22 protein-coding genes and 7 tRNA genes are annotated in these 21,835 nt (G+C 72.0%); 17 read left to right on the top strand and 12 right to left on the bottom strand.

All coding sequences use genetic code 11. The features are described from left to right. Positions 1–926: phosphotransferase family protein (locus V2J85_RS11800; RefSeq protein ID WP_330821541.1), on the top strand; the 926-nt coding region annotated here is incomplete at its 5' end. 73 nt (positions 927–999) lie between these two features. After that, a complete protein-coding gene (locus tag V2J85_RS11795; RefSeq protein ID WP_261952523.1) occupies positions 1,000–1,275 on the top strand; it encodes a TFIIB-type zinc ribbon-containing protein in 276 nt (91 codons plus the stop codon). Between the two features lie 118 nt (positions 1,276–1,393). Here the strand turns inward: V2J85_RS11795 and V2J85_RS11790 are convergent. From V2J85_RS11790 to V2J85_RS11770, 5 genes are all read right to left on the bottom strand, one after another. Then, positions 1,394–1,465 (bottom strand) — tRNA-Val (locus tag V2J85_RS11790). A 34-nt stretch (positions 1,466–1,499) separates the two neighbouring features. Continuing rightward, positions 1,500–1,571 (bottom strand) — tRNA-Val (locus V2J85_RS11785). A gap of 25 nt (positions 1,572–1,596) precedes the next feature. Then, positions 1,597–1,668: transfer RNA gene (locus tag V2J85_RS11780), tRNA-Val, on the bottom strand. Between the two features lies 1 nt (position 1,669). Next, positions 1,670–1,743: transfer RNA gene (locus V2J85_RS11775), tRNA-Cys, on the bottom strand. Positions 1,744–1,778: 35 nt separating this feature from the next. After that, positions 1,779–1,851, bottom strand: a tRNA-Gly gene (locus V2J85_RS11770). Positions 1,852–2,047: 196 nt separating this feature from the next. Here V2J85_RS11770 and V2J85_RS11765 point away from each other — a divergent pair. From V2J85_RS11765 to V2J85_RS11755, 3 genes are read left to right on the top strand one after another with little or no spacing between them, the layout of a single operon-like run. Beyond that, a complete protein-coding gene (locus V2J85_RS11765) occupies positions 2,048–3,097 on the top strand; it encodes a chorismate-binding protein (RefSeq protein ID WP_261957207.1) in 1,050 nt (349 codons plus the stop codon). After that, complete coding sequence (locus V2J85_RS11760) at positions 3,094–3,918, top strand: aminotransferase class IV (protein WP_261952524.1); 825 nt, start codon at positions 3,094–3,096, stop codon at positions 3,916–3,918. Before V2J85_RS11765 ends, V2J85_RS11760 begins: the two co-directional genes overlap by 4 nt. Positions 3,919–3,976: 58 nt before the next feature. After that, positions 3,977–4,807 (top strand): GNAT family N-acetyltransferase, encoded by an 831-nt coding sequence (locus V2J85_RS11755; RefSeq protein ID WP_330821540.1) that lies wholly within the window; start codon positions 3,977–3,979, stop codon positions 4,805–4,807. Positions 4,808–4,856: 49 nt separating this feature from the next. On the opposite strand, the gene V2J85_RS11750 is transcribed toward V2J85_RS11755, so the two are convergent. Then, positions 4,857–5,426, bottom strand: coding sequence for a DsbA family protein (locus V2J85_RS11750; protein WP_330821539.1), 570 nt, complete (start codon positions 5,424–5,426; stop codon positions 4,857–4,859). Between the two features lie 170 nt (positions 5,427–5,596). Here V2J85_RS11750 and V2J85_RS11745 point away from each other — a divergent pair, with 170 nt between their 5' ends. Beyond that, entirely contained in the window at positions 5,597–6,055 is a 459-nt protein-coding gene (locus tag V2J85_RS11745; protein WP_261952527.1) for a hypothetical protein, read from the top strand. Positions 6,056–6,123: 68 nt separating this feature from the next. Continuing rightward, entirely contained in the window at positions 6,124–6,279 is a 156-nt protein-coding gene (locus V2J85_RS11740; protein WP_199812568.1) for a hypothetical protein, read from the top strand. Positions 6,280–6,339: 60 nt separating this feature from the next. Here the strand turns inward: V2J85_RS11740 and V2J85_RS11735 are convergent, their stop codons facing one another. Together V2J85_RS11735 and V2J85_RS11730 are read right to left on the bottom strand one after the other, a co-directional pair. Continuing rightward, complete coding sequence (locus V2J85_RS11735) at positions 6,340–6,906, bottom strand: CGNR zinc finger domain-containing protein (RefSeq protein ID WP_261952528.1); 567 nt, start codon at positions 6,904–6,906, stop codon at positions 6,340–6,342. 229 nt (positions 6,907–7,135) lie between these two features. Then, the gene (locus tag V2J85_RS11730) at positions 7,136–7,549 is read right to left on the bottom strand and encodes an SsgA family sporulation/cell division regulator (protein ID WP_003959770.1); all 414 of its coding nucleotides are present in this window, start codon (positions 7,547–7,549) and stop codon (positions 7,136–7,138) included. 189 nt (positions 7,550–7,738) lie between these two features. Between V2J85_RS11730 and V2J85_RS11725 the strand changes: the two genes are divergently transcribed. From V2J85_RS11725 to V2J85_RS11710, 4 genes are all read left to right on the top strand, one after another. Then, the gene (locus V2J85_RS11725; protein WP_261952529.1) at positions 7,739–8,170 is read left to right on the top strand and encodes a TIGR02611 family protein; all 432 of its coding nucleotides are present in this window, start codon (positions 7,739–7,741) and stop codon (positions 8,168–8,170) included. A gap of 54 nt (positions 8,171–8,224) precedes the next feature. Beyond that, a tRNA-Val gene (locus V2J85_RS11720) sits at positions 8,225–8,296 on the top strand. A 179-nt stretch (positions 8,297–8,475) separates the two neighbouring features. Then, positions 8,476–8,937 (top strand): SRPBCC family protein, encoded by a 462-nt coding sequence (locus V2J85_RS11715; protein ID WP_261952530.1) that lies wholly within the window; start codon positions 8,476–8,478, stop codon positions 8,935–8,937. Positions 8,938–9,009: 72 nt separating this feature from the next. Further along, a tRNA-Val gene (locus tag V2J85_RS11710) sits at positions 9,010–9,081 on the top strand. Positions 9,082–9,294: 213 nt separating this feature from the next. On the opposite strand, the gene V2J85_RS11705 is transcribed toward V2J85_RS11710, so the two are convergent. After that, a complete protein-coding gene (locus V2J85_RS11705; RefSeq protein ID WP_261952531.1) occupies positions 9,295–10,020 on the bottom strand; it encodes an exonuclease domain-containing protein in 726 nt (241 codons plus the stop codon). A gap of 209 nt (positions 10,021–10,229) precedes the next feature. Here V2J85_RS11705 and V2J85_RS11700 point away from each other — a divergent pair, with 209 nt between their 5' ends. The 3 genes from V2J85_RS11700 (at position 10,230) to thrS (ending at position 14,089) form a co-directional block, all read left to right on the top strand. Continuing rightward, positions 10,230–10,817, top strand: coding sequence for a DUF4365 domain-containing protein (locus tag V2J85_RS11700; RefSeq protein ID WP_265363527.1), 588 nt, complete (start codon positions 10,230–10,232; stop codon positions 10,815–10,817). Then, entirely contained in the window at positions 10,817–11,995 is a 1,179-nt protein-coding gene (locus tag V2J85_RS11695; protein ID WP_330821538.1) for a hypothetical protein, read from the top strand. Before V2J85_RS11700 ends, V2J85_RS11695 begins: the two co-directional genes overlap by 1 nt. 111 nt (positions 11,996–12,106) lie before the next feature. Next, entirely contained in the window at positions 12,107–14,089 is a 1,983-nt protein-coding gene (thrS, locus tag V2J85_RS11690) for a threonine--tRNA ligase (RefSeq protein ID WP_261952533.1), read from the top strand. Between the two features lie 54 nt (positions 14,090–14,143). On the opposite strand, the gene V2J85_RS11685 is transcribed toward thrS, so the two are convergent. After that, positions 14,144–14,785: a potassium channel family protein gene (locus tag V2J85_RS11685; RefSeq protein WP_330821537.1), complete on the bottom strand. Its 642-nt coding sequence runs from the start codon at positions 14,783–14,785 to the stop codon at positions 14,144–14,146. 67 nt (positions 14,786–14,852) lie between these two features. Here V2J85_RS11685 and V2J85_RS11680 point away from each other — a divergent pair, with 67 nt between their 5' ends. The 3 genes from V2J85_RS11680 (at position 14,853) to V2J85_RS11670 (ending at position 17,522) form a co-directional block, all read left to right on the top strand. Further along, positions 14,853–15,410 (top strand): HIT family protein, encoded by a 558-nt coding sequence (locus tag V2J85_RS11680; protein WP_261952535.1) that lies wholly within the window; start codon positions 14,853–14,855, stop codon positions 15,408–15,410. 136 nt (positions 15,411–15,546) lie between these two features. Beyond that, the gene (locus tag V2J85_RS11675) at positions 15,547–16,320 is read left to right on the top strand and encodes a polysaccharide deacetylase family protein (protein WP_330821551.1); all 774 of its coding nucleotides are present in this window, start codon (positions 15,547–15,549) and stop codon (positions 16,318–16,320) included. Next, entirely contained in the window at positions 16,320–17,522 is a 1,203-nt protein-coding gene (locus V2J85_RS11670; RefSeq protein ID WP_261952536.1) for a YncE family protein, read from the top strand. The genes V2J85_RS11675 and V2J85_RS11670 overlap by 1 nt, the downstream gene beginning before the upstream one ends. A gap of 36 nt (positions 17,523–17,558) precedes the next feature. Here the strand turns inward: V2J85_RS11670 and V2J85_RS11665 are convergent, their stop codons facing one another. After that, positions 17,559–19,238, bottom strand: coding sequence for a hypothetical protein (locus tag V2J85_RS11665; protein WP_261952537.1), 1,680 nt, complete (start codon positions 19,236–19,238; stop codon positions 17,559–17,561). 219 nt (positions 19,239–19,457) lie between these two features. Beyond that, entirely contained in the window at positions 19,458–21,656 is a 2,199-nt protein-coding gene (locus tag V2J85_RS11660; protein ID WP_330821536.1) for an elongation factor G-like protein EF-G2, read from the bottom strand. Positions 21,657–21,835: the final 179 nt, after the last annotated feature.

Raw genomic sequence — 21,835 nt, 5'->3', positions numbered from 1 at the left:
ACCCCCAGGTCCTCGCCGACCGCCCCGACGGCACGGTCGTCCGCAGCGGCCGTACGGTCGCCAAGGCACACGCCCCCGACGCCGACCCGCACGACCTCGCCGCCCGCCTCCGGATCGCCGCGCACCCCCTCCTGCACGGGATCCTGCTGCCCCCGCTCCCGCTCACCGCCCCCGACGGCTTCCTCGTCCTCACCGACGAGGGCCGGGCGCTGTCCCGCTGGCCGTACGGCACCCCGGTCGCGCCCGACGACCCCGCCGCGGCGCCCTGGGAGGACGCCGCCCGCCTGCTGGCCCGGCTGCACGCCGTCGATCCGCGCCAACTCCCCGGCCCGGTCCCGCCGATGCGCGGCCCCGCCAAGGCCGCCCGCGCCCTGACCCGGCTGCGCGCGGCAGTGGACGCCGGGCCGAAGGACGCCGTCCCGCGACCCCTGCGCGCGGCCGCCGCGGCCGTCGAACGGGCCTGGTACGGGCTGCCGCCCTGGGCCCGGGGCGAGGCCCCGCCCCCGCGTGCGGCGTCCCTCTGCCACGGCGACCTCCACCTCGGCCAGCTGGTCCGCCACCCGGCCGCCGACGGCCGCTGGCTCCTGATCGACGTCGACGACCTCGGCCTCGGCGACGGGGCCTGGGACCTGGCCCGTCCCGCCGCCTGGTTCGCCACCGGCCTGCTCGCCCCCGACATCTGGACGCGCTTCCTGACGGCCTACCGCGCGGCGGGCGGACCGGCGCTGCGCCCCGACGGCGACCCCTGGCCCGAGCTGGAGGTCCCCGCCCGCGCCCTGACCGTGCAGACCGCCGCGCTCGCCGTCGCCAAGGCCGTCACCGGGGAGCGGGCGCTGGACGAGGCCGCGACCGCGGTCATCGACGCCTGCGCCCGGATGGCGTCCCTGCCGCAGCAGTTGGCACCTGGCGGGCCCGTCGTACGCTGAACCCCACGCCACCGGAAGGCCGTTCCGGTGGCGCCGCGCCGAGCGGCAGCGAACGACAGGAGTTGAGCCGACGATGCAGTGCCCCAAGTGCCATGCACCGATGCACACGTACAACCGCAATGGTGTCCAGATCGAGCAGTGCGCCGGCTGCCGGGGGATCTTCCTCGACTTCGGGGAGCTGGAGGCGCTGACCCGCCTGGAGTCGCAGTGGGTCCAGCAGGCCCCGCCGCCCGCCCCGCAGGCGTACCCCGCCGCTCCCGCCTGGGGTGCCCCGCATCACGGACACCACGGTCACCATGGGCACCACGGTCATCACCGGGGCCTCGGCCACATGCTGTTCTCGTCCTGAACCGTCGCACCCGGCCCGGCCGGCACGGCCACAGCCGGCCGGCCGGGCCGGAGCCCGTGACCGGCACGGCACAAAAGCCGAGGGCCGGAGCGAATCGCTCCGGCCCTCGGGCTGCGTGTGGACGATACTGGGATTGAACCAGTGACCTCTTCCGTGTCAGGGAAGCGCTCTCCCGCTGAGCTAATCGTCCTCGGGACCATGGATCACGAAGACCCACGGTTGCGTGCGCGATACTGGGATTGAACCAGTGACCTCTTCCGTGTCAGGGAAGCGCTCTCCCGCTGAGCTAATCGCGCGGGGGCCCGGCCGGAGCCGGACCAGTGGACGATACTGGGATTGAACCAGTGACCTCTTCCGTGTCAGGGAAGCGCTCTCCCGCTGAGCTAATCGTCCTTGGAGGTGGAGACGGGATTTGAACCCGTGTAGACGGCTTTGCAGGCCGTTGCCTCGCCTCTCGGCCACTCCACCAGGAGTGAGGGGGTTCGGGAAGATCCCCCACATCGAGCGGACGACGAGACTCGAACTCGCGACATCCACCTTGGCAAGGTGGTGCTCTACCAACTGAGCTACGTCCGCAGGTGTCTCTCCCAGACTACGTCCGGGAAGCTACCGGGCCTCCGGGGCGCTTCCGCGTCCCGGCGACGTGTTGAACTCTAGCGGATTCCGGGGCCAGTACAAAAACGCGTTTGTGCAGCGTGCTGCGCTGCTCGCCCGGCACAGGCGCGCCCGGGGCCCCCGCCATAGACTCGCTGACGTGCACGACTTCGCTCCCATGGCCCGCTTCGGCGGCCTGATAGCCACCGATCTACGGGACGTGACCAGCGATCCCGCGGCCCTCGACTCGACGGGCTGGTGGGCGGTGGCCGCCGACTTCGAGGGCCAGGTGGTCTGCGCCCGCTTCGCCGACGTACGGCCCGCGAACCCGGCCGACGCCCCCGCCCCCGGCACCTGGCACGGCCCCGCGCGCGACGCCTGGGTCAGCTCCCTGGACCGCGACGCCTACGTCCGCGGCGTACGGCGGGTCCGCGAACACATCGCGGCCGGCGACGTCTACCAGGTCAACCTCTGCCGGGTGCTGAGCGCGCCGCTGCCCGACCCGGACCGGGCCGACGTCGACGCGCTGTCCGCGGTGCTGGCCCGCGGCAACCCCGCCCCGCACGCCGGCACGATCCGGCTGCCCGGCCACGGCGTGGAGATCGCCAGCGCCTCCCCGGAGCTCTATCTGCGGCGGGACGACCGCGCCGTGTGGTCCGGCCCGATCAAGGGCACCGGCCGGACCGCCGCGGACCTCTCGGACAAGGACCGGGCGGAGAACGTGATGATCGTGGACCTGGTCCGCAACGACCTCGGCCGGGTCTGCGCCACCGGAACCGTCACCGTCCCGGCACTCTGCGCGGTCGAGGAGCACCCCGGCCTGGTGCACCTCGTCTCCACGGTGCGCGGCGAACTGGACGTCGCCAACGAGAAGAGCGCATGGGCCGACCTGCTGGACGCCACCTTCCCGCCCGGCTCGGTCACCGGCGCCCCCAAGTCCAGCGCCCTGCGGATCATCGACGAACTGGAGACCGCGCCCCGCGGCCCGTACTGCGGCGGCATCGGCTGGGTCGACGCCGACCGCCGCACCGGCGAGCTCGCGGTCGGCATCCGGACCTTCTGGATCGACCGCACCCCCGCCGACGGGCCGGTCCTCCGTTTCGGCGCCGGGGCCGGGATCATCTGGGACTCCGACCCCGAGCGGGAATGGGCGGAGACCGAACTGAAGGCGAGCCGACTGCTCGCGGTAGCGTCGGGACGCAACGAGCCGAGCGGAGGAGAGCGATGAGGATCTGGCTGGACGGGTCACTGCGGAACGCCGAGGACGCCCGCGTCTCGGTCTTCGACCACGGGCTGACGGTCGGCGACGGCGTCTTCGAGACCGTCAAGGCGGACCACGGACGCGCCTTCGCCCTCACCCGCCACCTGGAGCGCCTCGCCACCTCCGCCCGCGGCCTCGGCCTGCCCGCCCCGGACCTCGACGAGGTGCGGCGCGGCTGCGAGGCGGTCCTCGACGCCAACCCGATGCCGCTGGGCCGGCTGCGGATCACCTACACCGGCGGCGAGTCCCCGCTCGGCTCGGACCGCGGCGACGCCGGCGCCACGCTCGTCGTCGCGCTCTCCGCGACCACCCGCCGCCCCGACACCACCGCCGCCGTCACCGTCCCCTGGACCCGTAACGAACGCGGCGCGCTGGCCGGCCTGAAGACCACCTCGTACGGCGAGAACGTCGTCGCCCTGGCCCGGGCCCGCGAACAGGGCGCCACCGAGGCGCTGTTCGCCAACACCGTCGGCGCGCTCTGCGAGGGCACCGGTTCCAACGTCTTCGTCGTCCTGGACGGCGAACTGCACACCCCGCCGCTCGCCTCCGGCTGCCTGGCGGGCATCACCCGGGCCCTGACCGTCTCCTGGGCCGGCGCCAAGGAGACCGATCTGCCGCTGGACGTCCTGGAGCGGGCCGAGGAGATCTTCCTGACGTCCACCCTCCGCGACGTGCAGGCCGTGACCCGGATCGACGGCCGCCAACTGTCCGACGGGCCGGGCCCGGTGACCGCCGCGGCCATGCGGATCTTCGACGAGCAGTCCGCCGCCGAGATCGACCCGCGGTGAGCACCTCACCCCGTACGGGGTGATGACGGGCCCGCGCACGGGCGAGTAGAAAGTCCCCGTGACCACTACGCTGCGCCCCGCGGGACCCGAGGAACACCACGACGACGGCACCCGGGCCCGCCCGTACGACGTCTGCGTCAACAGCCGGCGGGTCGGCACGGTCCGGCTGTCGACCGACGCCCGTTTCGGGCCGACGGCCGGCCGGATCACCTACCTGGCCATCGACCCGCCGGACCGGCACCGCGGCCGGGCCACGGTCGCCGCGCTCGCCGCCGAGGAGGTGCTGCGCGGCTGGGGCTGCCGCCAGATCGAGGTGACCGTCCCGGCCGAGGCGGAGGCCGCGCTGCGGCTCGCGGCGGCCCTGGGCTACACCGAGCGCAGCCGGACCCTGGGCAAGCCCCTCGACGCGCCGCCGCGGCTGCCCGCGGACGTCACCGACCGGCCGCTGGGCGAGGCGGAGTACCCGGCCTGGCGGGACGCCGCGCTCGCCGAGCACATCCGTGTCCAGACCGGCCAGGGGATGTCCCGGGCCCGCGCCGAGGACCTCTCGGTGAAGGGCCACCGTGCCCTGCTGCCGGACGGGGCGCAGACCCCCGACCAGGTCCTGCGGATCCTGTCCCACGGCGGCGCCGACGTCGGGCACCTCTGGCTCGCCCTGCGGATGCCGGAGCAGCCGGGCGGCTACGTCGTCGACGTGCAGGTGGGCCCCGACCATCGGGGGCGGGGACACGGCCGCACGCTGATGCTGATCGCCGAGCGCGAGAGCCTCGAGGCCGGCCGCACCACCCTCGGCCTCAACGTCTACGCGGGCAACGCGCCGGCCCTCGGGCTCTACGAGTCGCTGGGCTACCGGCCCACCGGGTACCTGCTGTGGAAGCCCATCCTGTAGGGCGGGCGGCCGCCCCACGGCGCCCCGGGGCGGCGCGGCCCCGGCCGGCTCAATCCTGGTCGGCTCGGTCCTGTCCGGCCAGCAGCCGGTCGGCGATCTCCTCGATCCGGGCGCGCAGCCCCTCCTGGCTCTTGCCGCCGTCCAGCCGCTCCCCGTCGATCACGTACGTCGGGGTGCCGGTCACGCCGATCGCCTTCCCCTCGGCCTCGTCGGCGTCGACGATCAGCAGGTGCCGCCCGTCGATCAGCGCGGTGTCCAGCTCCTCGGCGTCCAGCCCCAGCTCACCGGCGACCTCCAGCAGCAGCTTCTCGCCGCGCGCGGCGAGCTCCTCGGTGCGCGCCAGCACCGCCTCGACGTACGGCCAGCCCTGCCCCTGCACCAGCGCCTCCTCGGTGGCCTGGGCCGCGGCGTAGGCGTGCTTGTGCTTCGCCAGGGGGAAGTGGCGCAGCCGGATGTCCAGCCGGTCGCCGTAGCGCTCGCGCAGCGCCCGCAGGTCCGCCAGCGCGGCGTGGCAGTCCGGGCACTGCAGCTCACACCACACGTCGAGGACGATGGGGGTACCCCCTGCTCGAGCGAAGTCGAGAGCTTGGGGGAGGTCGGGGGTGGTGGCGTCGTTCATGGGGCCAGTCTCCCAGCCCGCCCCCTGGTGGCCGAACCCGGACCTGGGGATGAGGGTGACCCGGAGAAGACCCTGAAGCCGGCGCCGGAACATGGCCCGGGCGGGCCCGGACAGGGCAGGATGGAGGGGAGCAGAGGCACTGCTCGCCCTTTCACCGGCAGGAGGACCGGATGCTCACCTCGACCGTCTGCGCCGCGGTGTCGGCAGCGGGCCTGGGCATCGCCGCGCTGACGGCGTACCGCAAGCGTTTCCTCGCCGCGACCCGCATCGCCGCCTTTTCCCTGATCCCGATCGGCCTGGTGATGACCGGCGTCATCGACTGGGTCACCAACATCGTCTTCAAGCCCACGGTCTGGGCGGGTTTCGGCCTGCTCGCGCTCTCGTTCCTGCTCTTCATGATCAGCCGGACCGTGGAGCGCCGCCGGGGCGGGATCGGCGCCCGCAAGGACCGCAAGGCGGCCGGGGGCGCCACGCCCGACGCGGTGGCTCCGGGTGCGTCCGTACCGTCCCTCGGCGCGGGGCGTACGGCGGACCGGCCGGCCGGCAAGGGGAAGGCCCCGCAGGCCACCAGCGCTCCCAAGGATGACTTCTCGGACATCGAAGCGATCCTGAAAAAGCACGGGATCTGATGAACTCCCGCTGCTGAGGCGCCATTTGGGCGCACTCGGAAGATCATGTGCGCCATGATGCGCGCGAGATGAACGATGAGTGCGCCCTCGCCCAAGACGACGCCCCGTCCCCCGAACCCCGCGGCTGCCTGTTCGCGCTGTCCCAGCCGCCGCTGATGCTCTTCCTCGCCGTCATCGGCTGCCTGCTCCTCCTCGGCGCCGTACACGACCTCTTCATCCTGTGAGGCCGGCGTACGGCCCGCCCGCGCCGGCCGCAGGAGCCGTCGGCCGGTCCGCACCGGCCGTCAGCCCGCGGCCTCCCGGCGCCGCGCGCGGTAGGCGGCGACGTGCAGCCGGTTGCCGCAGGTGCGGCTGTCGCAGTAGCGCCGCGAACGGTTGCGGGAGAGGTCGACGAACGCGTGCCGGCAGTCCGGTGCCTCGCAGCGCCGCAGCCGCTCGCGCTCACCGGCCACGACGAGGAAGGCGAGCGCCATCCCGCCGTCCGCGGCCATCCGGTCGGCCACGGAGGCGCCCGGCGCGAAGTAGTGCACGTGCCAGTCGTAGCCGTCGTGGTCGGTCAGCTGCGGGGTGGTGCCCGCCGAGGCGACCAGCGCGTTGAGCCGCGCGGCCGCGGTGCGGTCGTCCTCGGCGGCGAAGACCTCGGCGAACCGCCCGCGCACCCGGCGCACCGCCGCCAGATCGTCCGGCCCGAGCGTGTTCACGTCGCTGAAGTTGTTGCGGCGGGCGAAGTCCTCGACGGCCGTGACGGCGGTCAGGGTGTCCGGTGCGCCGGGCGCCTCGCCCTCCGGCGCGGTGTTGAGCAGATCGACGACCGCGTCCAGCGCGCACCGGGTGTCATGGGTGATCATCACGGTTCCGCTCCCTGGCAGGGTGGGGCCGGACGGGTACCGCCCCCGGGTGTCGTGGCCGAATGGTCGCCGACTCTAGCGCCTGGGACAAGCTTCGGCGCCGTCTCCCGCGGTGGCTCCGCGGCGACGACGCCGAACTCTGCCGTATGAACTTGTCGGTCCTGCGCCGTCTCCCCGAGTCGGACGGGCGCAAGTGTGAGCGGATGGGTGCTTTCGGTAACCGTGCTGCGTCTCAGCTCTCCGCGAGGATGTGGGACAACTCCGTGTCGAGATCGAAATGCCGGTGCTCCGTACCGGGTGGTACGGCGGCATCCGTCCTTTTGAGGAACGACTCGAGAGCCCGCGCGGGGGCTTCGAGCAGGGCTTCGCCTTCCGGGGAGCTCAGGGCGATGCAGACCACGCCCTGTCCGTGGCTCCGGGACGGCCATACGCGGACGTCTCCGGTGCCCGTGGGTCGGTGCAGACCCTCGGCGAGGAGGTCGCGGGCGAACACCCACTCGACGGTCTCCTCGGCTCCGGTATGGAAGGTGGCATGCACGGCGTAGGGATCGGCCGTGTCATACCGCAGGCCCGCGGGTACAGGCAGTGAGGACTCGCTCGACACAACGAGGCGCAGGTGCAGCTCGCAGCTGACCGTGGTGTTCATAAGCGCCAGGGCCTTTCGCTCAGTGTGCGCTCGGGGATTCGCACGTCGGCGAAATCGACATGCCACCTACGGTGCCGTTGTAAACCCCTCTGACGGTTTTGGGTGGCTTCAGGTACCTCTTACGGCGGATTGCGAGATCGTCCCCGTCGGTAATTCCGCGGACCCCTCCCGTCCGGTAAGTTTGACGGTATGAATACGCTGAGTAACGGGGGGCCGGGAGTAGTCGAGGAGGAGACCGTGTCGCCCGAGCAGCCGCTCGGCTCGCGAGCGCCGCATTTCATCAAGCGCTCCCGGCCGCTGCATCTGAGCTGGCAGGTCGGCGTCTTCGTGGTCGGCCTCGCGGTGGTCGCCGGCGGAGTGATCATGCTCCCGCTGCCGGGCCCCGGCTGGCTGGTGATCTTCGCCGGCATGGCGATCTGGGCGACCGAATTCGTCTGGGCCCAGCTGGTCCTGCGCTGGACCAAACGCAAGGTCACCGAAGCCGCCCAGAAGGCGCTCGACCCCAAGGTGCGGCGCCGCAACATCATCCTGACCGCTGTCGGCGTGACGATCATCGCGGCCGGGCTCGCGGTCTACGTGTGGAAGGTCGGCCTCGTGCTGCCCTGGAACGTCGCCGAGTGACCGGAACGTGGTCACAAGTGCCCGCCGACGTGGGGTAATGTTGGGCCTGCGCCCGGGCGATTAGCTCAGTGGGAGAGCGCTTCGTTCACACCGAAGAGGTCACTGGTTCGAACCCAGTATCGCCCACGTCACAGGGGGCGGCGGGACTCGCAGAAAGTGCGGGTCGCGCCGCCCCTTTTGCGTGTGCCGTGTGCGGGGCGGGCCCGACGGAATCCCAAGTCCCCGGGCCGTCGCCGTTGTTGGGCAGTCCCCGGGCTGTCGCCGTTGTCGGGCGCCCGCCGCCCCATGGGGCGCACACTGGGATCATGCCTGACTGGTCCCGCCGGCTGCACCGCTACCGCTTCCGCAGCGTCTGGCAGCTCGAGGCTCCGCCGGCCGTCGTCTACGCCGTCCTGGAGCGCGCCGAGAGCTACCCGCAGTGGTGGCCGCAGGTGCGTGAGGTGACCCGGATCGACGACCGGAGCGGGACCGCCCGCTTCCGCTCCCTGCTGCCGTACGACCTCAGGGTGGTGGCCGCCGAGCGGGTGCGGGACCCCGGCTCCGGGGTCCTGGAGATCGCGATGCGCGGCGATCTGGCCGGCTGGGCGCGCTGGACCGTGGTGCCCGGTGCCGGCGGCACCCGCGCCGTCTTCGAGCAGGACGTCGAGGTCCGCAAACCGCTGATGCGGCGGGCCGGGCTGCTCGCGCGGCCGCTGTTCCGCGCCAATCACGCCCTGATGATGCGGGCCGGGCGGCGCGGGCTGGCCCGCTGGCTGGCCCGGACCTGAGGAAATTTGATGGAACGCCCGCGCGGCCTGTATTGTTCAGGTCGTTCGCGAGGGAAACCTCGCCGGACGCCCGGGCGATTAGCTCAGTGGGAGAGCGCTTCGTTCACACCGAAGAGGTCACTGGTTCGAACCCAGTATCGCCCACCGGGATCAAGAACCGGGCCACCAAAAGGTGGCCCGGTTCTTTTCGTTGAGTGGTGCGGAGGCGGAGTTCCGTAGTGGGGAGTTCCGCGCGGCGGAGTTCCGTCGCCGGTGTGTTCCTGCGTCGCGAGAAGCGAACCGGAAACGGAATTCCGCCCGTTTTTCTCCGCCGGCCGACCGGTTGCCGGTCGGCCGTGCGGAATTCCTGATGCCGAATCAGGCCGCGGCGGGGAGTTCCGGACGCAGCGGCCAGTGCGGATCCACCGATTCCGTACTGCCGCTGCGTGCGAACCACGCCTGCAGTCCACGGGCCTGGGCCGCGTACCAGATCGCCTGCCGGGTGTGCAGTTCCGCCGGGTGCAGGGTCCCCAGGCGGTCCGCGAACCGGTGCCCCAGCGCGCGCACCACCCGCAGCGCGGCCAGGGCGTCCGCGGCCGCGTCGTGCGCCTCGGTCAGCTCGACCTCGTACTGCGCGCACAGATCGGTGAGCGTGCGGCGGCCCTTGCGATAGCGGTCAAGATGCTTGTCCAGCACCCGCGGATCCAGTACGCGCAGCGGATGGCCGCCCAGATACGCGTCCAGCGAGCTGGCGCGGTGCCGTTTCAACTCGCGGTCCAGCAGGGTCAGATCGAACGGGGCGTTCATCACCACCAGCGGGCGGCCGGCCACCGACTGGGCGGCCAGGGCCCGCGCCACCTCCTCCACCACCGGCGCCGGCCAACGGCCGTGCAGGGCGAGGTGGTCGGCCGTGAGACCGTGCACCGCGATGGCGGCTTCCGGTATCTCGACGCCGGGATTGATCAGCCAGCGGGTGATACGGGGTGCCGAACGCGGGGTCTCCTGGACCACCAGCGCGGCGGAGACGATGCGGTCCCGCTCGACATCGATCCCCGTCGTCTCGGTGTCGAAGGCGGCAAGAGGTCCGTCATACCAGCACGGCATCATCCCAACTCCTCGCGCTCGTAGAGGGGATGGTGGCGCAATGCCACCCGAGCAGGTGATACCCGAGCGCACCGGTGGTCGAACCGTCCTTGTTTGCGGACCACTTGACGCGGAGACAACCAGAGTGACGGGCCATGCGATCCGCCGGTTCCCCGTCATTCCGACGCGTTCATCTCCGCGCACCCACCGAGCCCGGAAGGCACGCCGCGATGACCATCGCGCAGCCCGAACCGGGCGGGCTGTCCCCCGCAAGCGGGAGGTACCCCCCGCCCGCCACGACACCGCAGCGCGGCGGACTCGCGACGACCGCCTGCATGGAGACGCTCCAGGTGGGCTATCTGCACGCGGTCGCGGCCGCCGCCGGCTGCTCGCTGGCCCAGCCCTTCCCGGACAACGGCATCGACTGGCACGTCAGCCACGGCGCACCCGGCCACACCGTCGACGACGAGGTCACCATCAAGGTGCAGCTCAAATGCACCTACCAGACCGCCCCGCGCCCGCCCGGCCCGACCTTCGCCTTCACCCTCGACAACGACCACCTGGTGAAGCTGGCCCGCACGCCCGTGTCGGTGCACAAGATCCTCGTCGTGATGCTCGTCCCGCGGACCCAGGAGGAGTGGCTGCGCGCCTCCCACGACCGGCTCGAACTGCGCCACTGCTGCTACTGGATCAACCTGGCCGGTCATCCGGTGACCGGCCGGCGCAGGACCACTGTGCGGATCCCGACCACGCGGATCTTCGACGACCGCGCGCTCTGCGAAATCATGACCCGGGTCGGGGCGGGAGGGAGACCCTGATGTACCGGCCGATCGACGAACCCGATGCGCGGCCGCTGGATCCCGCGCGGCTCGACCCCGCCGTCCTCAGCGCGCTGCTGGCCCGGCACGGCTGGCGCCGCCGGGGCGGGGCCGCCGGCCACTACGCCCGCTGGACCCCGCCCGGCGGCCTCGGCGGCACCAGCCTGCTGGTCCCGCACGACCGCCGCTTCCCCGACAGCGCGGAGCTGCTCGCCGAGGCCCTGGCGGCGCTCTCGCGGTCCGCCGCGCCCTCCGCCCGCGAGGTGCTGACCGGACTGGCGGTGCCCAGCGACGAGGTCAGCTGGCAGCGCGAGATCCCCGACGGCGGCTCGGGCGCCGCGCGCTGGGTGGCCCAGGAGCAGCTGCGCGGCGCGGCCCGCGCGATGCTGGTCGCCGGGGCGCTGGGGACGTACGGCCGGGCCGGCTACTACGGCGCCCGGCACAAGCGGCAGGCCGAGGGGTTCCTGGGCGAGGTCCTGGTCGGGCCCGCGACCGCCGGCCGGCACCTGACCGCCTTCGTCCCGGCCGGCGGCGGGCGCGCGGCGGTCGCCGGGCTGCAGCGGGCCCTGCACGCCGCCCGGGACGCCACCGACTACCAGCGCGCCACCGGCGGCATGGAGGCCTACGACGCGGCCGTCGAACTGGGCGTCTGCCACGAGCTGGTCCAGGCGCTGATCGCCCTCGTCCGGGACGCGGAGGGGGTGCGGATCGCGGTCGAGTGGTCACCGGCGGCCGGTCCGCCGGCCGGCTGCCCGGCCCGCCCCGAACCGGTCGAGTTCTCGCCCGGCGATCTCCCGGCGCTGGAGCACGCCGCCCGGCGCTACGTCCGCGACGAGCCCTCGCTGCCGGTCCGGGTGACCGGCGCGGTCGTACGGCTGCGCCGGGAGCGGCCCGGCGGCCCGGGTACGGTCCGGCTGCGGGTGCTGACCGGGGCCGACGTGGTCCAGGTCCGGGTCGCGCTGGGGGAGGAGGACTACCGGATCGCGGGCCACGCCCACCTCGTGGGGCTGCCGATCCGGGTCAGCGGCAGACTGGAGAGCCGGGGCGGTTTCCGCCGGATCACCGGGGGCCGGGACGTCACGCCGGTCCAGGTCGACGAGGCGGAGCGGGACCGGCTGCTGAAGTCGCTCCAGGAGAATCTCGACTTCTTCGAGGAGGCGTGCGGCGCCGACGACTGACCGCCCGCGGGCCGGCCCCGGAATCCGTTTCGCGGTCGGGTGCGCCGGCTCGGTACGATTCGGCTGCGCAGCAAACGCTGACGCGCAGCAGACATGAGTCAGGAGAGACCGGTGTCAGACGTCCGTGTGACCGTCCAACGCGATTCCGAGCGGGAAGAACGCGTGGTGACCACGGGCACTACGGCCGCCGACCTCTTCCAGGGTGAGCGCAGCGTCGTCGCCGCACGGGTCGCCGGGGAGCTGAAGGACCTGGCGTACGAGGTCGCCGACGGCGACGAGGTCGAGCCCGTCGAGATCTCCTCCGAGGACGGTCTGAACATCCTGCGGCACTCCACCGCGCACGTGATGGCGCAGGCCGTGCAGGAGCTGTTCCCGGAGGCGAAGCTCGGCATCGGCCCGCCGATCAAGGACGGCTTCTACTACGACTTCGACGTCGAGACCCCGTTCCACCCGGACGATCTCAAGCGCATCGAGAAGAAGATGCAGGAGATCCAGAAGCGCGGGCAGAAGTTCGCGCGCCGCGCGGTCAGCGACGAGGCCGCCCGCGAGGAGCTGGCCGACGAGCCGTACAAGCTCGAACTGATCGGCCTCAAGGGCTCCGCCGCGGACGCCGCCGAGGGCGCCTCCGCCGAGGTCGGCGCCGGCCAGCTGACCATCTACGACAACCTCGACGGGAAGACCGGCGAGCTGTGCTGGAAGGACCTCTGCCGCGGTCCGCACCTGCCCAGCACCCGCGCCATCCCGGCGTTCAAGCTGATGCGCTCGGCCGCCGCGTACTGGCGCGGCAGCGAGAAGAACCCGCAGCTGCAGCGGATCTACGGCACCGCCTGGCCGACCAAGGACGAGCTCAAGGCGTACCTGGAGTTCCTCGCCGAGGCCGAGAAGCGCGACCACCGCAAGCTCGGCGCCGAGCTGGACCTGTTCTCCATCCCGGAGGAGCTGGGCTCCGGCCTCGCCGTCTTCCACCCCAAGGGCGGCGTGGTGCGCCGGGTGATGGAGGACTACTCCCGCAAGCGGCACGAACTGTCGGACTACGAGTTCGTGAACACCCCGCACATCACCAAGGAAGCCCTCTTCGAGACCTCGGGGCACCTGCCGAACTACGGCGAGGCGATGTTCCCGCCCCTGGAGTTCGACGGGCAGAACTACCGCCTCAAGGCGATGAACTGCCCCATGCACAACCTGATCTTCAAGGCCCGCGGCCGGTCGTACCGCGAACTGCCGCTGCGGCTCTTCGAGTTCGGCACGGTCTACCGCTACGAGAAGTCCGGCGTCGTGCACGGCCTGACCCGGGCGCGCGGCTTCACCCAGGACGACTCGCACATCTACTGCACCAAGGAGCAGATGGCGGACGAGCTGGACAGCCTGCTCACCTTCGTCCTCGATCTGCTGCGCGACTACGGCCTGACCGACTTCGAGCTGGAGCTCTCCACCCGCGACCCGGAGTCCGACAAGTTCATCGGCGAGGACGCGGAGTGGGAGGAGGCCACCGAGGCGCTGCGCCAGGCGGCCGAGAAGCAGGGGCTGCCGCTGGTGCCGGACCCGGGCGGCGCCGCCTTCTACGGCCCGAAGATCTCGGTGCAGGCGAAGGACGCCATCGGCAGGTCCTGGCAGATGTCGACCATCCAGGTCGACTTCCAGCAGCCCGCCCGCTTCGGCCTGGAGTACACCGCGGCGGACGGCTCGAAGCAGCAGCCCGTCATGATCCACCGTGCCCTGTTCGGCTCGATCGAGCGGTTCTTCGCGGTCCTGCTGGAGCACTACGCGGGTGCCTTCCCGGCGTGGCTGGCCCCGGTGCAGGCGACCTGCATCCCGATCGGTGACGCGCACGTGCCGTACCTGGAGGAGTTCGCCGCGCAGGCGAAGGCCAAGGGGCTGCGGGTCGAGGTGGACTCGTCCTCGGACCGGATGCAGAAGAAGATCCGCAACGCCCAGAAGGCCAAGGTGCCGTTCATGATCCTCGCGGGCGACGAGGACATGGAGCACGGTGCGGTCTCGTTCCGCTACCGCGACGGGTCGCAGGAGAACGGCATTCCGCGCGACCAGGCGATCGCCAAGCTGCTGGACGTGGTGGAGCGCCGCGTCCAGGTGTGACGCCGCTTGCGTGACGGAAGGGCCCCGGGAGAGCAGCCGCTCCCCGGGGCCCTCTCACGTCTCGCCCTCCCGGCGGAAGCGGCGCAGCAGCCAGGAGGAGAAGGAGCCCACGACCGCCCCGACCAGGGCGACGCCGACGAGCATCAGGACCGCGCCGGTGACCCGGCCGCGAGGGGTGATGGGGGTGACGTCGCCGTAACCGGTCGTGGTCAGCGTCGTGCACGCCCACCACACCGCGTCGCCGAAGGTGCGGACGGTGGTGCCCGGGGCGTGGCGTTCGTCGTGGTAGACGGCGAGGCTCGCGGCGAAGCCGAGCAGCAGGGAGGTCAGGCCCGCGTAGGCCATCACCCGGGCCTCCAGGGCGAGCCGGGGGTGGTCCCGGCGGCGCTGCATCCGGTCGTGCATCTCGACCACCCGCAGCGGCCGGAGCAGCGGCAGGACGGTCACGATCAGGTCCAGCCAGCGGGTGCGGACGAAGCGCCGCCGGTCGTCGCTGAGCAGCAGCCGGGCCAGGTAGTCGGCGACGAAGAGGCCCCAGGTGACGACGGTGACCAGCGCCCAGAAGGTCCGCCAGCCGGGGGAGAGGCCGGGAACCAGCACCTGGACCGCGTAGGAGGTCAGGAAGAGCAGCGAGGCGGCGAGGAGGTACGACTCGGAGGCGCGCTCCCACTCCTGTCGCCGCTGTTGCCTGTCCACCGGCCCAGCATCGTCCAGCGGCCGCTGCGATGCGCCCCAACGACACGCCGCCAATGGGCGACGCCATATGCTGGCCCGTATGACAAGCGAGCCGGAGCAGCAGATCGGAGTCGGGACCCAGGACGCCTTCCAGCGCCTCTGGACGCCCCACCGGATGGCCTACATCCAGGGCGAGAACAAGCCGAGCGGCCCGGGTGCCGACGACGGCTGCCCGTTCTGCACGATCCCGGAGAAGTCCGACGAGGACGGGCTGGTGATCGCTCGCGGCGAGCGCGTCTACGCGGTGCTGAACCTGTATCCGTACAATGGCGGTCACCTCATGGTCGTCCCGTTCCGGCACGTGGCCGACTACACCGAGCTGGACGAGGCGGAGACCGCGGAGCTGGCGGAGTTCACCAAGCGGGCGATGACCGCGCTGCGGACGGCGTCGGGGGCGCACGGGTTCAACATCGGGATGAACCAGGGCTCGGTGGCCGGTGCGGGGATCGCGGCCCATCTGCACCAGCACGTCGTCCCGCGCTGGGGCGGCGACACGAACTTCATGCCGGTGATCGGGCACACCAAGGTGCTTCCGCAACTCCTCGCCGACACCCGGGCGATGCTGGCCGACGCCTGGCCCGCGTAGGGTGCCCGCCCGCCGTCCGAAAGGCCCGCCGGGGCCGGCCCGGAGGCGACACGTACGAGGGTGAATCGGATAGATCGCCCTAATTCGGATTAGTTGCCTCTCTAATGGGGTGGTGACTTCCCCAGATCGTCGCTCCGTGCTGCGCGCGGCCGCCTCGGCCGCGGCCGCGGGTGCGCTTGCGTCGGGCTGCGACCCCCACCGGGACGAGGACCGCGGCCCCGCACGGGCCACCGGCCCGAGCCCGTCCCCGGTGGGCCGGGAACCGCACCGGCCGGCCCACGCCGCCCGCCCGCCCACCCGGGTGCCCGGCCTGCCCGTACAGATCGAGAACGGCCCGCGCGAGGCCCGCGCGGTCGCGCTGACCTTCCACGGCCGGGGCGACCCGAAGCTGGCGACCGCCCTGCTGGGCGAGGCCGAGCGGGCCGGCGCCCGGGTCACCGTGCTCGTCGTCGGCGACTGGCTCGACGCCCAGCCGCAGATGGCCCGCCGCATCCTCGACGGCGGCCACGAACTGGGCAACCACACCCTGCACCACCGCGACATCTGCGCCCTGCCGGCCGCCGACGCCTACGCCGAGATCACCGGCTGCGCCGACCGGCTGCGCCGGCTCACCGGGACCATCGGCAGCTGGTTCCGCCCCTCACAGACCCGGCGGGCCACCGAACTGGTGACACAGCTGGCCCGCAAGGCCGGCTACCCGCACGTCCTCTCCTACGACGTGGACTCCCTCGACGCGAACGACCCCGGCGCCCCGGCCGTCCGGCGCACGGTCCTGGACGCGGTCCGGCCGGGCTCGGTCGTGAGCCTCCACCTCGGGCACGCCGGCACGGTGGCCGCGCTGCCCCCGATCCTCGACGGCCTCCGCCGGCGCGGACTGCGCGCGGTGACGACAACGGAGCTAGTGACCTGATGGCTGACCGGAACCGTACCCACGACCGTAAGAGCCCCCGCGTCCGCCGCCGGGCGTCCGCGCTGCTCGCCGTGGCCTGCGCGCTGGTGGCGGCGGCCTGCAGCGGGGAGGGCAAGCCCGCCGGGCAGAGCCACCGGCCGGTCGAACGCGCACCGGTCAAGGCCGCCAAGCCGGGGCTGCCGGGCATGCCGCCGCTGATCGACGAGCACGACCTGTACGCGGCCGACCGGCCGGGCAAACTGGTGCCGCAGGTCAAGGACTTCCCGTCGCGGATCTACGTGCCCAACACCGGCTCCGACACGGTCAGCGTCATCGACCCGAAGACGTACAAGGTCATCGAGACCATCCCGGTGGGCGTCCAGCCGCAGCACGTCGTGCCGTCCTGGGACCTGAAGACGCTCTGGGTCAACAACAACCGCGGGCACGACCTGACCCCGATCGACCCGGCCACCGGCAAGGCCGGCGAGCCGGTCAAGGTGCACGACCCGTACAACCTCTACTTCACGCCCAACGGCAAGTACGCCGTCGTGATGGCCTCGATGGACCGGCAGCTGGTCTTCCGCGACCCGCACACCATGGAGATCCGCAAGACCCTCCCGGTCAGCTGCGCCGGCGTCAACCACGCCGACTTCTCGCCGGACGGCCGGTACTTCATCGTCTCCTGCGAGTTCTCCGGCGAACTGCTCAAGGTCGACACCGAGAAGATGAAGGTCATCGGCCAGGAGAAGCTGCCGTTCGACGGGGCGATGCCGCAGGACGTGAAGATCTCCCCGGACGGCAGGACCTGGTACATCGCCGACATGATGGCCGACGGCATCTGGGTCATGAACGGCGACACCTTCGACCGGCCCAGGCTCATGCCGACCGGCAAGGGCGCCCACGGCCTCTACGTCAGCCGCGACTCCCGGTACATGTACATCTCCAACCGTGGCGAGGGCTCGATCTCCCTGCTCGACTTCAAGACCGGGGAACTCGTCGACAAATGGCACATCCGCGGCGGCGGCAGCCCCGACATGGGCGGACTGTCCACCGACGGCAAGGTGCTGTGGCTGTCCGGCCGCTACAACTCCGAGGTCTACGCGCTGGATACGAAGACCGGCAAGACCCTGGCCAAGATCCCGGTCGGCCAGGGCCCGCACGGCCTGGCCGTCTACCCGCAGCCCGGGCGGTACTCCCTGGGGCACACCGGCATCTTCCGGTGACCCCGGGGGCCGCCCGGCCCACGGCCGGGCACGCGGCTAGGCGTTGTACTCGTCGGCCTTCTGCGGGTCCACGCCCTGGATCATGCCGCTGAGCACCAGCGCACGGTTGGTGAAGCGCTCGGTGTCCACGCCGTGCTCCTTGAGGACACCCATGGCGGCGGCGTGGACCGTGCGCAGGACCGGGGTCGCGGCGCGCAGCGCGTCATCGGCCATGAAGCGGTGCCGCCAGGGCTTGTCCGCCCAGACGTGCCGCAGACCGAACGGCTCGGGCAGGGTCAGCTTCCCGCCGAGGAAGTCCAGCACCGGCGGGAACCACGTCAGCGGCGCCCGGGCGGCCAGCCGGACCACCTCCTTGGGCTCGATGAGCGGGAGGTGCTGGGTCTTGGTCTCCCAGAACTTGACGACCTTGGCGACGTCCTTGGTCTTCGGCTCCGGCTTGGTCGTGAACAGGCCGTTCACCGGACCGAGGGCGTGGCCGGTCACCTCGATGCGCAGCGTCTCGTGCAGCACCGTGACGGTGATCATCAGCGTGATCACCAGCTGGCCGTCCCACAGCACGAACTGCACACCGAGGTAGTGGCGGTTGCCGCTGCCGAACTGCTGCTCGTTGCAGATCCGCTCTATCTCGTGCCCGCGGATCTGGTACGCCTCCACGTGCGCGCCCTCGGGCCGGGCGACGGCGGCGGCCTTCTCCCCGACCGGGGAGACGATCCAGTGGCGTACGGACGGGGTGGGGAAACCGCCGGTGTGCAGCGGGCTGCGCTCCAGCAGCCGCAGCTTGTCGTGGATCGCCCGGATCACGTCCCAGCTGCGGAACGGGTGGATCTCCGTGCCCTCCTGGACCGGCTTGAGCTCCTCGGCGAGCTGCCAGCTGCCCCAGCGGGTGCCCATGCCGAGTATGCCTTTGGGGCCGGCGTAGAAGACCACGTTGCTGTTCTGCTCGGCGGTGACCATGGCCAGGTTCTGGCGGAGGGTCTCGGCGGCGGTCTGGTTCGGGTCCTGCGGCACCGCCTCGGGGATCTTCGCGGCCACCCCGCCGCCCTCCAGCAGCCCCTTCCAGGACTCCCGCATGGCCACCGCGGTCTTCTCGCAGATCTGCTTGGCCCACCACCAGCCGATCATCGGCGCGATCACCATGGCCCGCGCGTACATCGGCCAGAAGCCGCTCAGCGGCAGTTTGACCATGAAGAACAGCCCGAGACCGGCCAGCACGGTCAGCAGCGTCGCGCCGAGCAGCGAGACGCCGTTGCCCTCACCGTCCTTGGAGAGCATCTTGCGCAGCTGGAAGACGCCCAGCCACAACAGCACACCGGGCAGGAACAGCACGCCGAACAGCACCATCAGCAGCGTCAGCTTGCTGTCCCGCTGCTTGCGGATACGGGTGGCCGACAGGCAGTGCTCGACGACGGTCTGCGGCTCGATGCCGAACGACTGGATCAGCGGCTTGCGGCCGCCGCCGAGCATCCGCACCTGCACGGCGCGCGCGAACGCCTCGCCCAGATTCGGCTCGAACAGGGACAGCTTCGGCTTCTTGATCTCGGACTTGGCGGTGTCGGAGTCGGCCGCGCTGATGGCGGTGAGCGGGTCGTCCCGGTAGGCGGCCGAGGCCAGTGCCTGGGTCGCCGCCGTCTGACCGGCGCTCCCCGAGAGCGGCACCTGCGCCCCAGGACTGAAGTCAAAGCCGTCTGCCACTACCGCCCCCCACACCGCTCGCATCCGATGATGCGGCTCTTCCCGACTTCCGCCGGCGGCACACCTGTGACCCCGCGTCGCCACCGCCGAACAGGTTTCCGTCACACCCTGCTCAACGGCAGGACCTCAGCGTACAGCCGCCGTCCACCCCAAGGGAGTTGAGCCGGACGACGGCTGATTCAGGGCCGCTTCAGGACGGATTCAGGGCGGATTCACGGCGGTCCCGGGCTGATCCGGCGTCAACTACCCGCCGTCCTCGGCCGTTTCCCGCACCTTCGCGGCGATCTGCGGCGGCATCGGTTCGTGCCGGAGGTGGACCCGGGAGAACCGGCCGGTGCCGTGCGAGAGCGACCGCAGGTCGACGGCGTACCGGCCGATCTCGATCTCGGGTACCTCGGCGCGGACGACGGTGCGCCCGGCCCCGGACTGCTCGGTGCCCACCACCCGGCCGCGGCGCCCCGACAGATCGCTCATCACCGGCCCCACGTACTCGTCCGGAACCATCACGCTGACCTCGCAGAACGGCTCCAGCAGATCGATCCGGGCGTCCGCGGCCGCCTCCCGCAGCGCCAGCGCACCGGCCGTCTGGAACGCCGCGTCCGAGGAGTCGACCGAGTGCGCCTTGCCGTCGAGCAGCGTGACGCGGATGTCGACCAGCGGATGCCCGGCGGCGACCCCGCGCCCGGCCTGGGCGCGCACCCCCTTCTCGACGGACGGGATGAACTGCCGCGGCACCGCACCGCCCACGACCTTGTCCACGAACTCGATGCCCGAACCGCCCGGCAGCGGCTCGATCTCGATCTCGCAGATCGCGAACTGGCCGTGCCCGCCGGACTGTTTGACATGCCGGCCGCGGCCCGCCGCGGACTCGCCGAAGGTCTCCCGCAGCGGCACCTTGTGCGGCACGGTGTCGACCTGGACGCCGTACCGGGTCCGCAGCCGCTCCAGCGCCACGTCCACATGGGCCTCGCCCAGGCACCACAGCACCACCTGGTGGGTGTCCTGGTTGTGCTCCAGCCGCATCGTCGGATCCTCCGCGACCAGTCGGGCAAGGCCCTGGGACAGCTTGTCCTCGTCGGCCTTGCTGTGCGCCTGGATGGCGACCGGCAGCAGCGGGTCCGGCATCGACCAGGGCTCCATCAGCAGCGGCTCGTCCTTGGCGGACAGGGTGTCGCCGGTCTCGGCGCGGGTCAGCTTCGCCACGCACGCCAGATCACCGGCGATCGCCTGCGGCAGCGGGCGCTGCTGCTTGCCGAACGGGGCGGACAGCGCGCCGACCCGCTCGTCGACGTCGTGGTCCTCGTGCCCCCGGTCCGCGAGGCCGTGGCCCGAGACGTGCACCGTCTCGTCCGGGCGCAGGGTGCCGGAGAAGACCCGGACCAGCGAGATCCGGCCGACGTACGGGTCGGAGGAGGTCTTGACCACCTCCGCGGCCAGCGGACCGTCCGGATCGCACGCGAGCACCGGGCGCGGCCTGCCGTCCGGGGTGGTCACCGCCGGCGCCTCACGCTCCGCGGGCGTCGGGAAACCACCGGTGATCAGCTCCAGCAGCTCGACGGTCCCCAGCCCCTGCTTCGACCCCTCCGCGGCCGGGGCCGCGGCCAGCACGGGGTGGAAGGTACCGCGGGCCACCGCCGTCTCCAGGTCCCCGACCAGCGTCTTGATGTCGATGTCCTCACCACCGAGGTAGCGGTCCATCAGGGACTCGTCCTCGCTCTCGGCGATGATCGCCTCGATGAGCCGGCCGCGGGCCTCCTCGATCAGCGGCAGCTCCTCGGCGGTCGGCTCCCGCTCGGTGCGCTCCCCGGAGGAGTAGTCGAAGACCCGCTGGGAGAGCAGGCCGATCAGACCGTGCACGGGGGCGTGGCCGTCGGCACCCGGCGTCCCGTACAGCGGCAGGTACAGCGGGACCACGGCGTCCGGATCCTCGCCGCCGAAGGTGGCCCGGCACAGCTCGGTCATCTCGTCGAAGTCGGCCCGGGACGCCTCCAGGTGCGTGACGACCAGCGCCCGCGGCATCCCGACGGCCGCGCACTCGTCCCACACCATGCGGGTCGCGCCGGCCACGCCGTCGGCCGCCGAGACAACGAAAAGGGCCGCGTCCGCGGCGCGCAGACCGGCCCTGAGTTCCCCGACGAAATCGGCGTATCCGGGGGTGTCCAGGATATTGATCTTGATTCCGCCCCAGTCCACCGGGACCAGGGAGAGCTGTACGGAGCGTTGCTGGCGGTGTTCGATCTCGTCGTAGTCCGACAGGCAGCCGCCGTCCTCGACCCGCCCGGCCCGGTTGACCGCACCGGACGCCAGCGCGAGCGCCTCGACCAGGGTGGTTTTCCCCGATCCGCTGTGGCCGACCAGCACCACGTTCCGCAGGGCCGTGGGCCGGCCGGCCGTTACCGCCCTTCCGGCGGCTCCCGGGTGTGTACTCGTCTTCTCGCTCATGTGTCTCGCCTCCAGGTCGACACTTTGCGGTGATTCGAGCTTTCCACCGTGGTCATCAACCGTCCATAGATGGCACAGCGCCCCCGCGCTCCCAAGGGGTCGAAGGGGCCCGCACGCGCGCCCGGAGGCGCACGCCGCCCGGCCCGAGCCGCGGGATGCACCCTGCGCCGCGATGCCTT

The organism is Streptomyces bugieae, from assembly GCF_036352915.1.
GTDB lineage: Bacteria > Actinomycetota > Actinomycetes > Streptomycetales > Streptomycetaceae > Streptomyces > Streptomyces endophytica.
Note: the sequence above shows the minus strand (reverse complement) of the source record. Positions and strands in the feature narration are given on the sequence as shown.

Bases quoted from the DNA above. Each gene is read 5' to 3' on its own strand.
- V2J85_RS11795 (WP_261952523.1), top strand. From the start codon at position 1,000: ATGCAGTGCCCCAAGTGCCATGCACCGATGCACACGTACAACCGCAAT.
- V2J85_RS11765 (WP_261957207.1), top strand. From the start codon at position 2,048: ATGGCCCGCTTCGGCGGCCTGATAGCCACCGATCTACGGGACGTGACC.
- V2J85_RS11760 (WP_261952524.1), top strand. From the start codon at position 3,094: ATGAGGATCTGGCTGGACGGGTCACTGCGGAACGCCGAGGACGCCCGC.
- V2J85_RS11750 (WP_330821539.1), bottom strand. From the start codon at position 5,426: ATGAACGACGCCACCACCCCCGACCTCCCCCAAGCTCTCGACTTCGCT.
- V2J85_RS11745 (WP_261952527.1), top strand. From the start codon at position 5,597: ATGCTCACCTCGACCGTCTGCGCCGCGGTGTCGGCAGCGGGCCTGGGC.
- V2J85_RS11740 (WP_199812568.1), top strand. From the start codon at position 6,124: ATGAACGATGAGTGCGCCCTCGCCCAAGACGACGCCCCGTCCCCCGAA.
- V2J85_RS11730 (WP_003959770.1), bottom strand. From the start codon at position 7,549: ATGAACACCACGGTCAGCTGCGAGCTGCACCTGCGCCTCGTTGTGTCG.
- V2J85_RS11725 (WP_261952529.1), top strand. From the start codon at position 7,739: ATGAATACGCTGAGTAACGGGGGGCCGGGAGTAGTCGAGGAGGAGACC.
- V2J85_RS11715 (WP_261952530.1), top strand. From the start codon at position 8,476: ATGCCTGACTGGTCCCGCCGGCTGCACCGCTACCGCTTCCGCAGCGTC.
- V2J85_RS11705 (WP_261952531.1), bottom strand. From the start codon at position 10,020: ATGCCGTGCTGGTATGACGGACCTCTTGCCGCCTTCGACACCGAGACG.
- V2J85_RS11700 (WP_265363527.1), top strand. From the start codon at position 10,230: ATGACCATCGCGCAGCCCGAACCGGGCGGGCTGTCCCCCGCAAGCGGG.
- V2J85_RS11695 (WP_330821538.1), top strand. From the start codon at position 10,817: ATGTACCGGCCGATCGACGAACCCGATGCGCGGCCGCTGGATCCCGCG.
- V2J85_RS11680 (WP_261952535.1), top strand. From the start codon at position 14,853: ATGCTGGCCCGTATGACAAGCGAGCCGGAGCAGCAGATCGGAGTCGGG.
- V2J85_RS11670 (WP_261952536.1), top strand. From the start codon at position 16,320: ATGGCTGACCGGAACCGTACCCACGACCGTAAGAGCCCCCGCGTCCGC.
- V2J85_RS11665 (WP_261952537.1), bottom strand. From the start codon at position 19,238: ATGCGAGCGGTGTGGGGGGCGGTAGTGGCAGACGGCTTTGACTTCAGT.
- V2J85_RS11660 (WP_330821536.1), bottom strand. From the start codon at position 21,656: ATGAGCGAGAAGACGAGTACACACCCGGGAGCCGCCGGAAGGGCGGTA.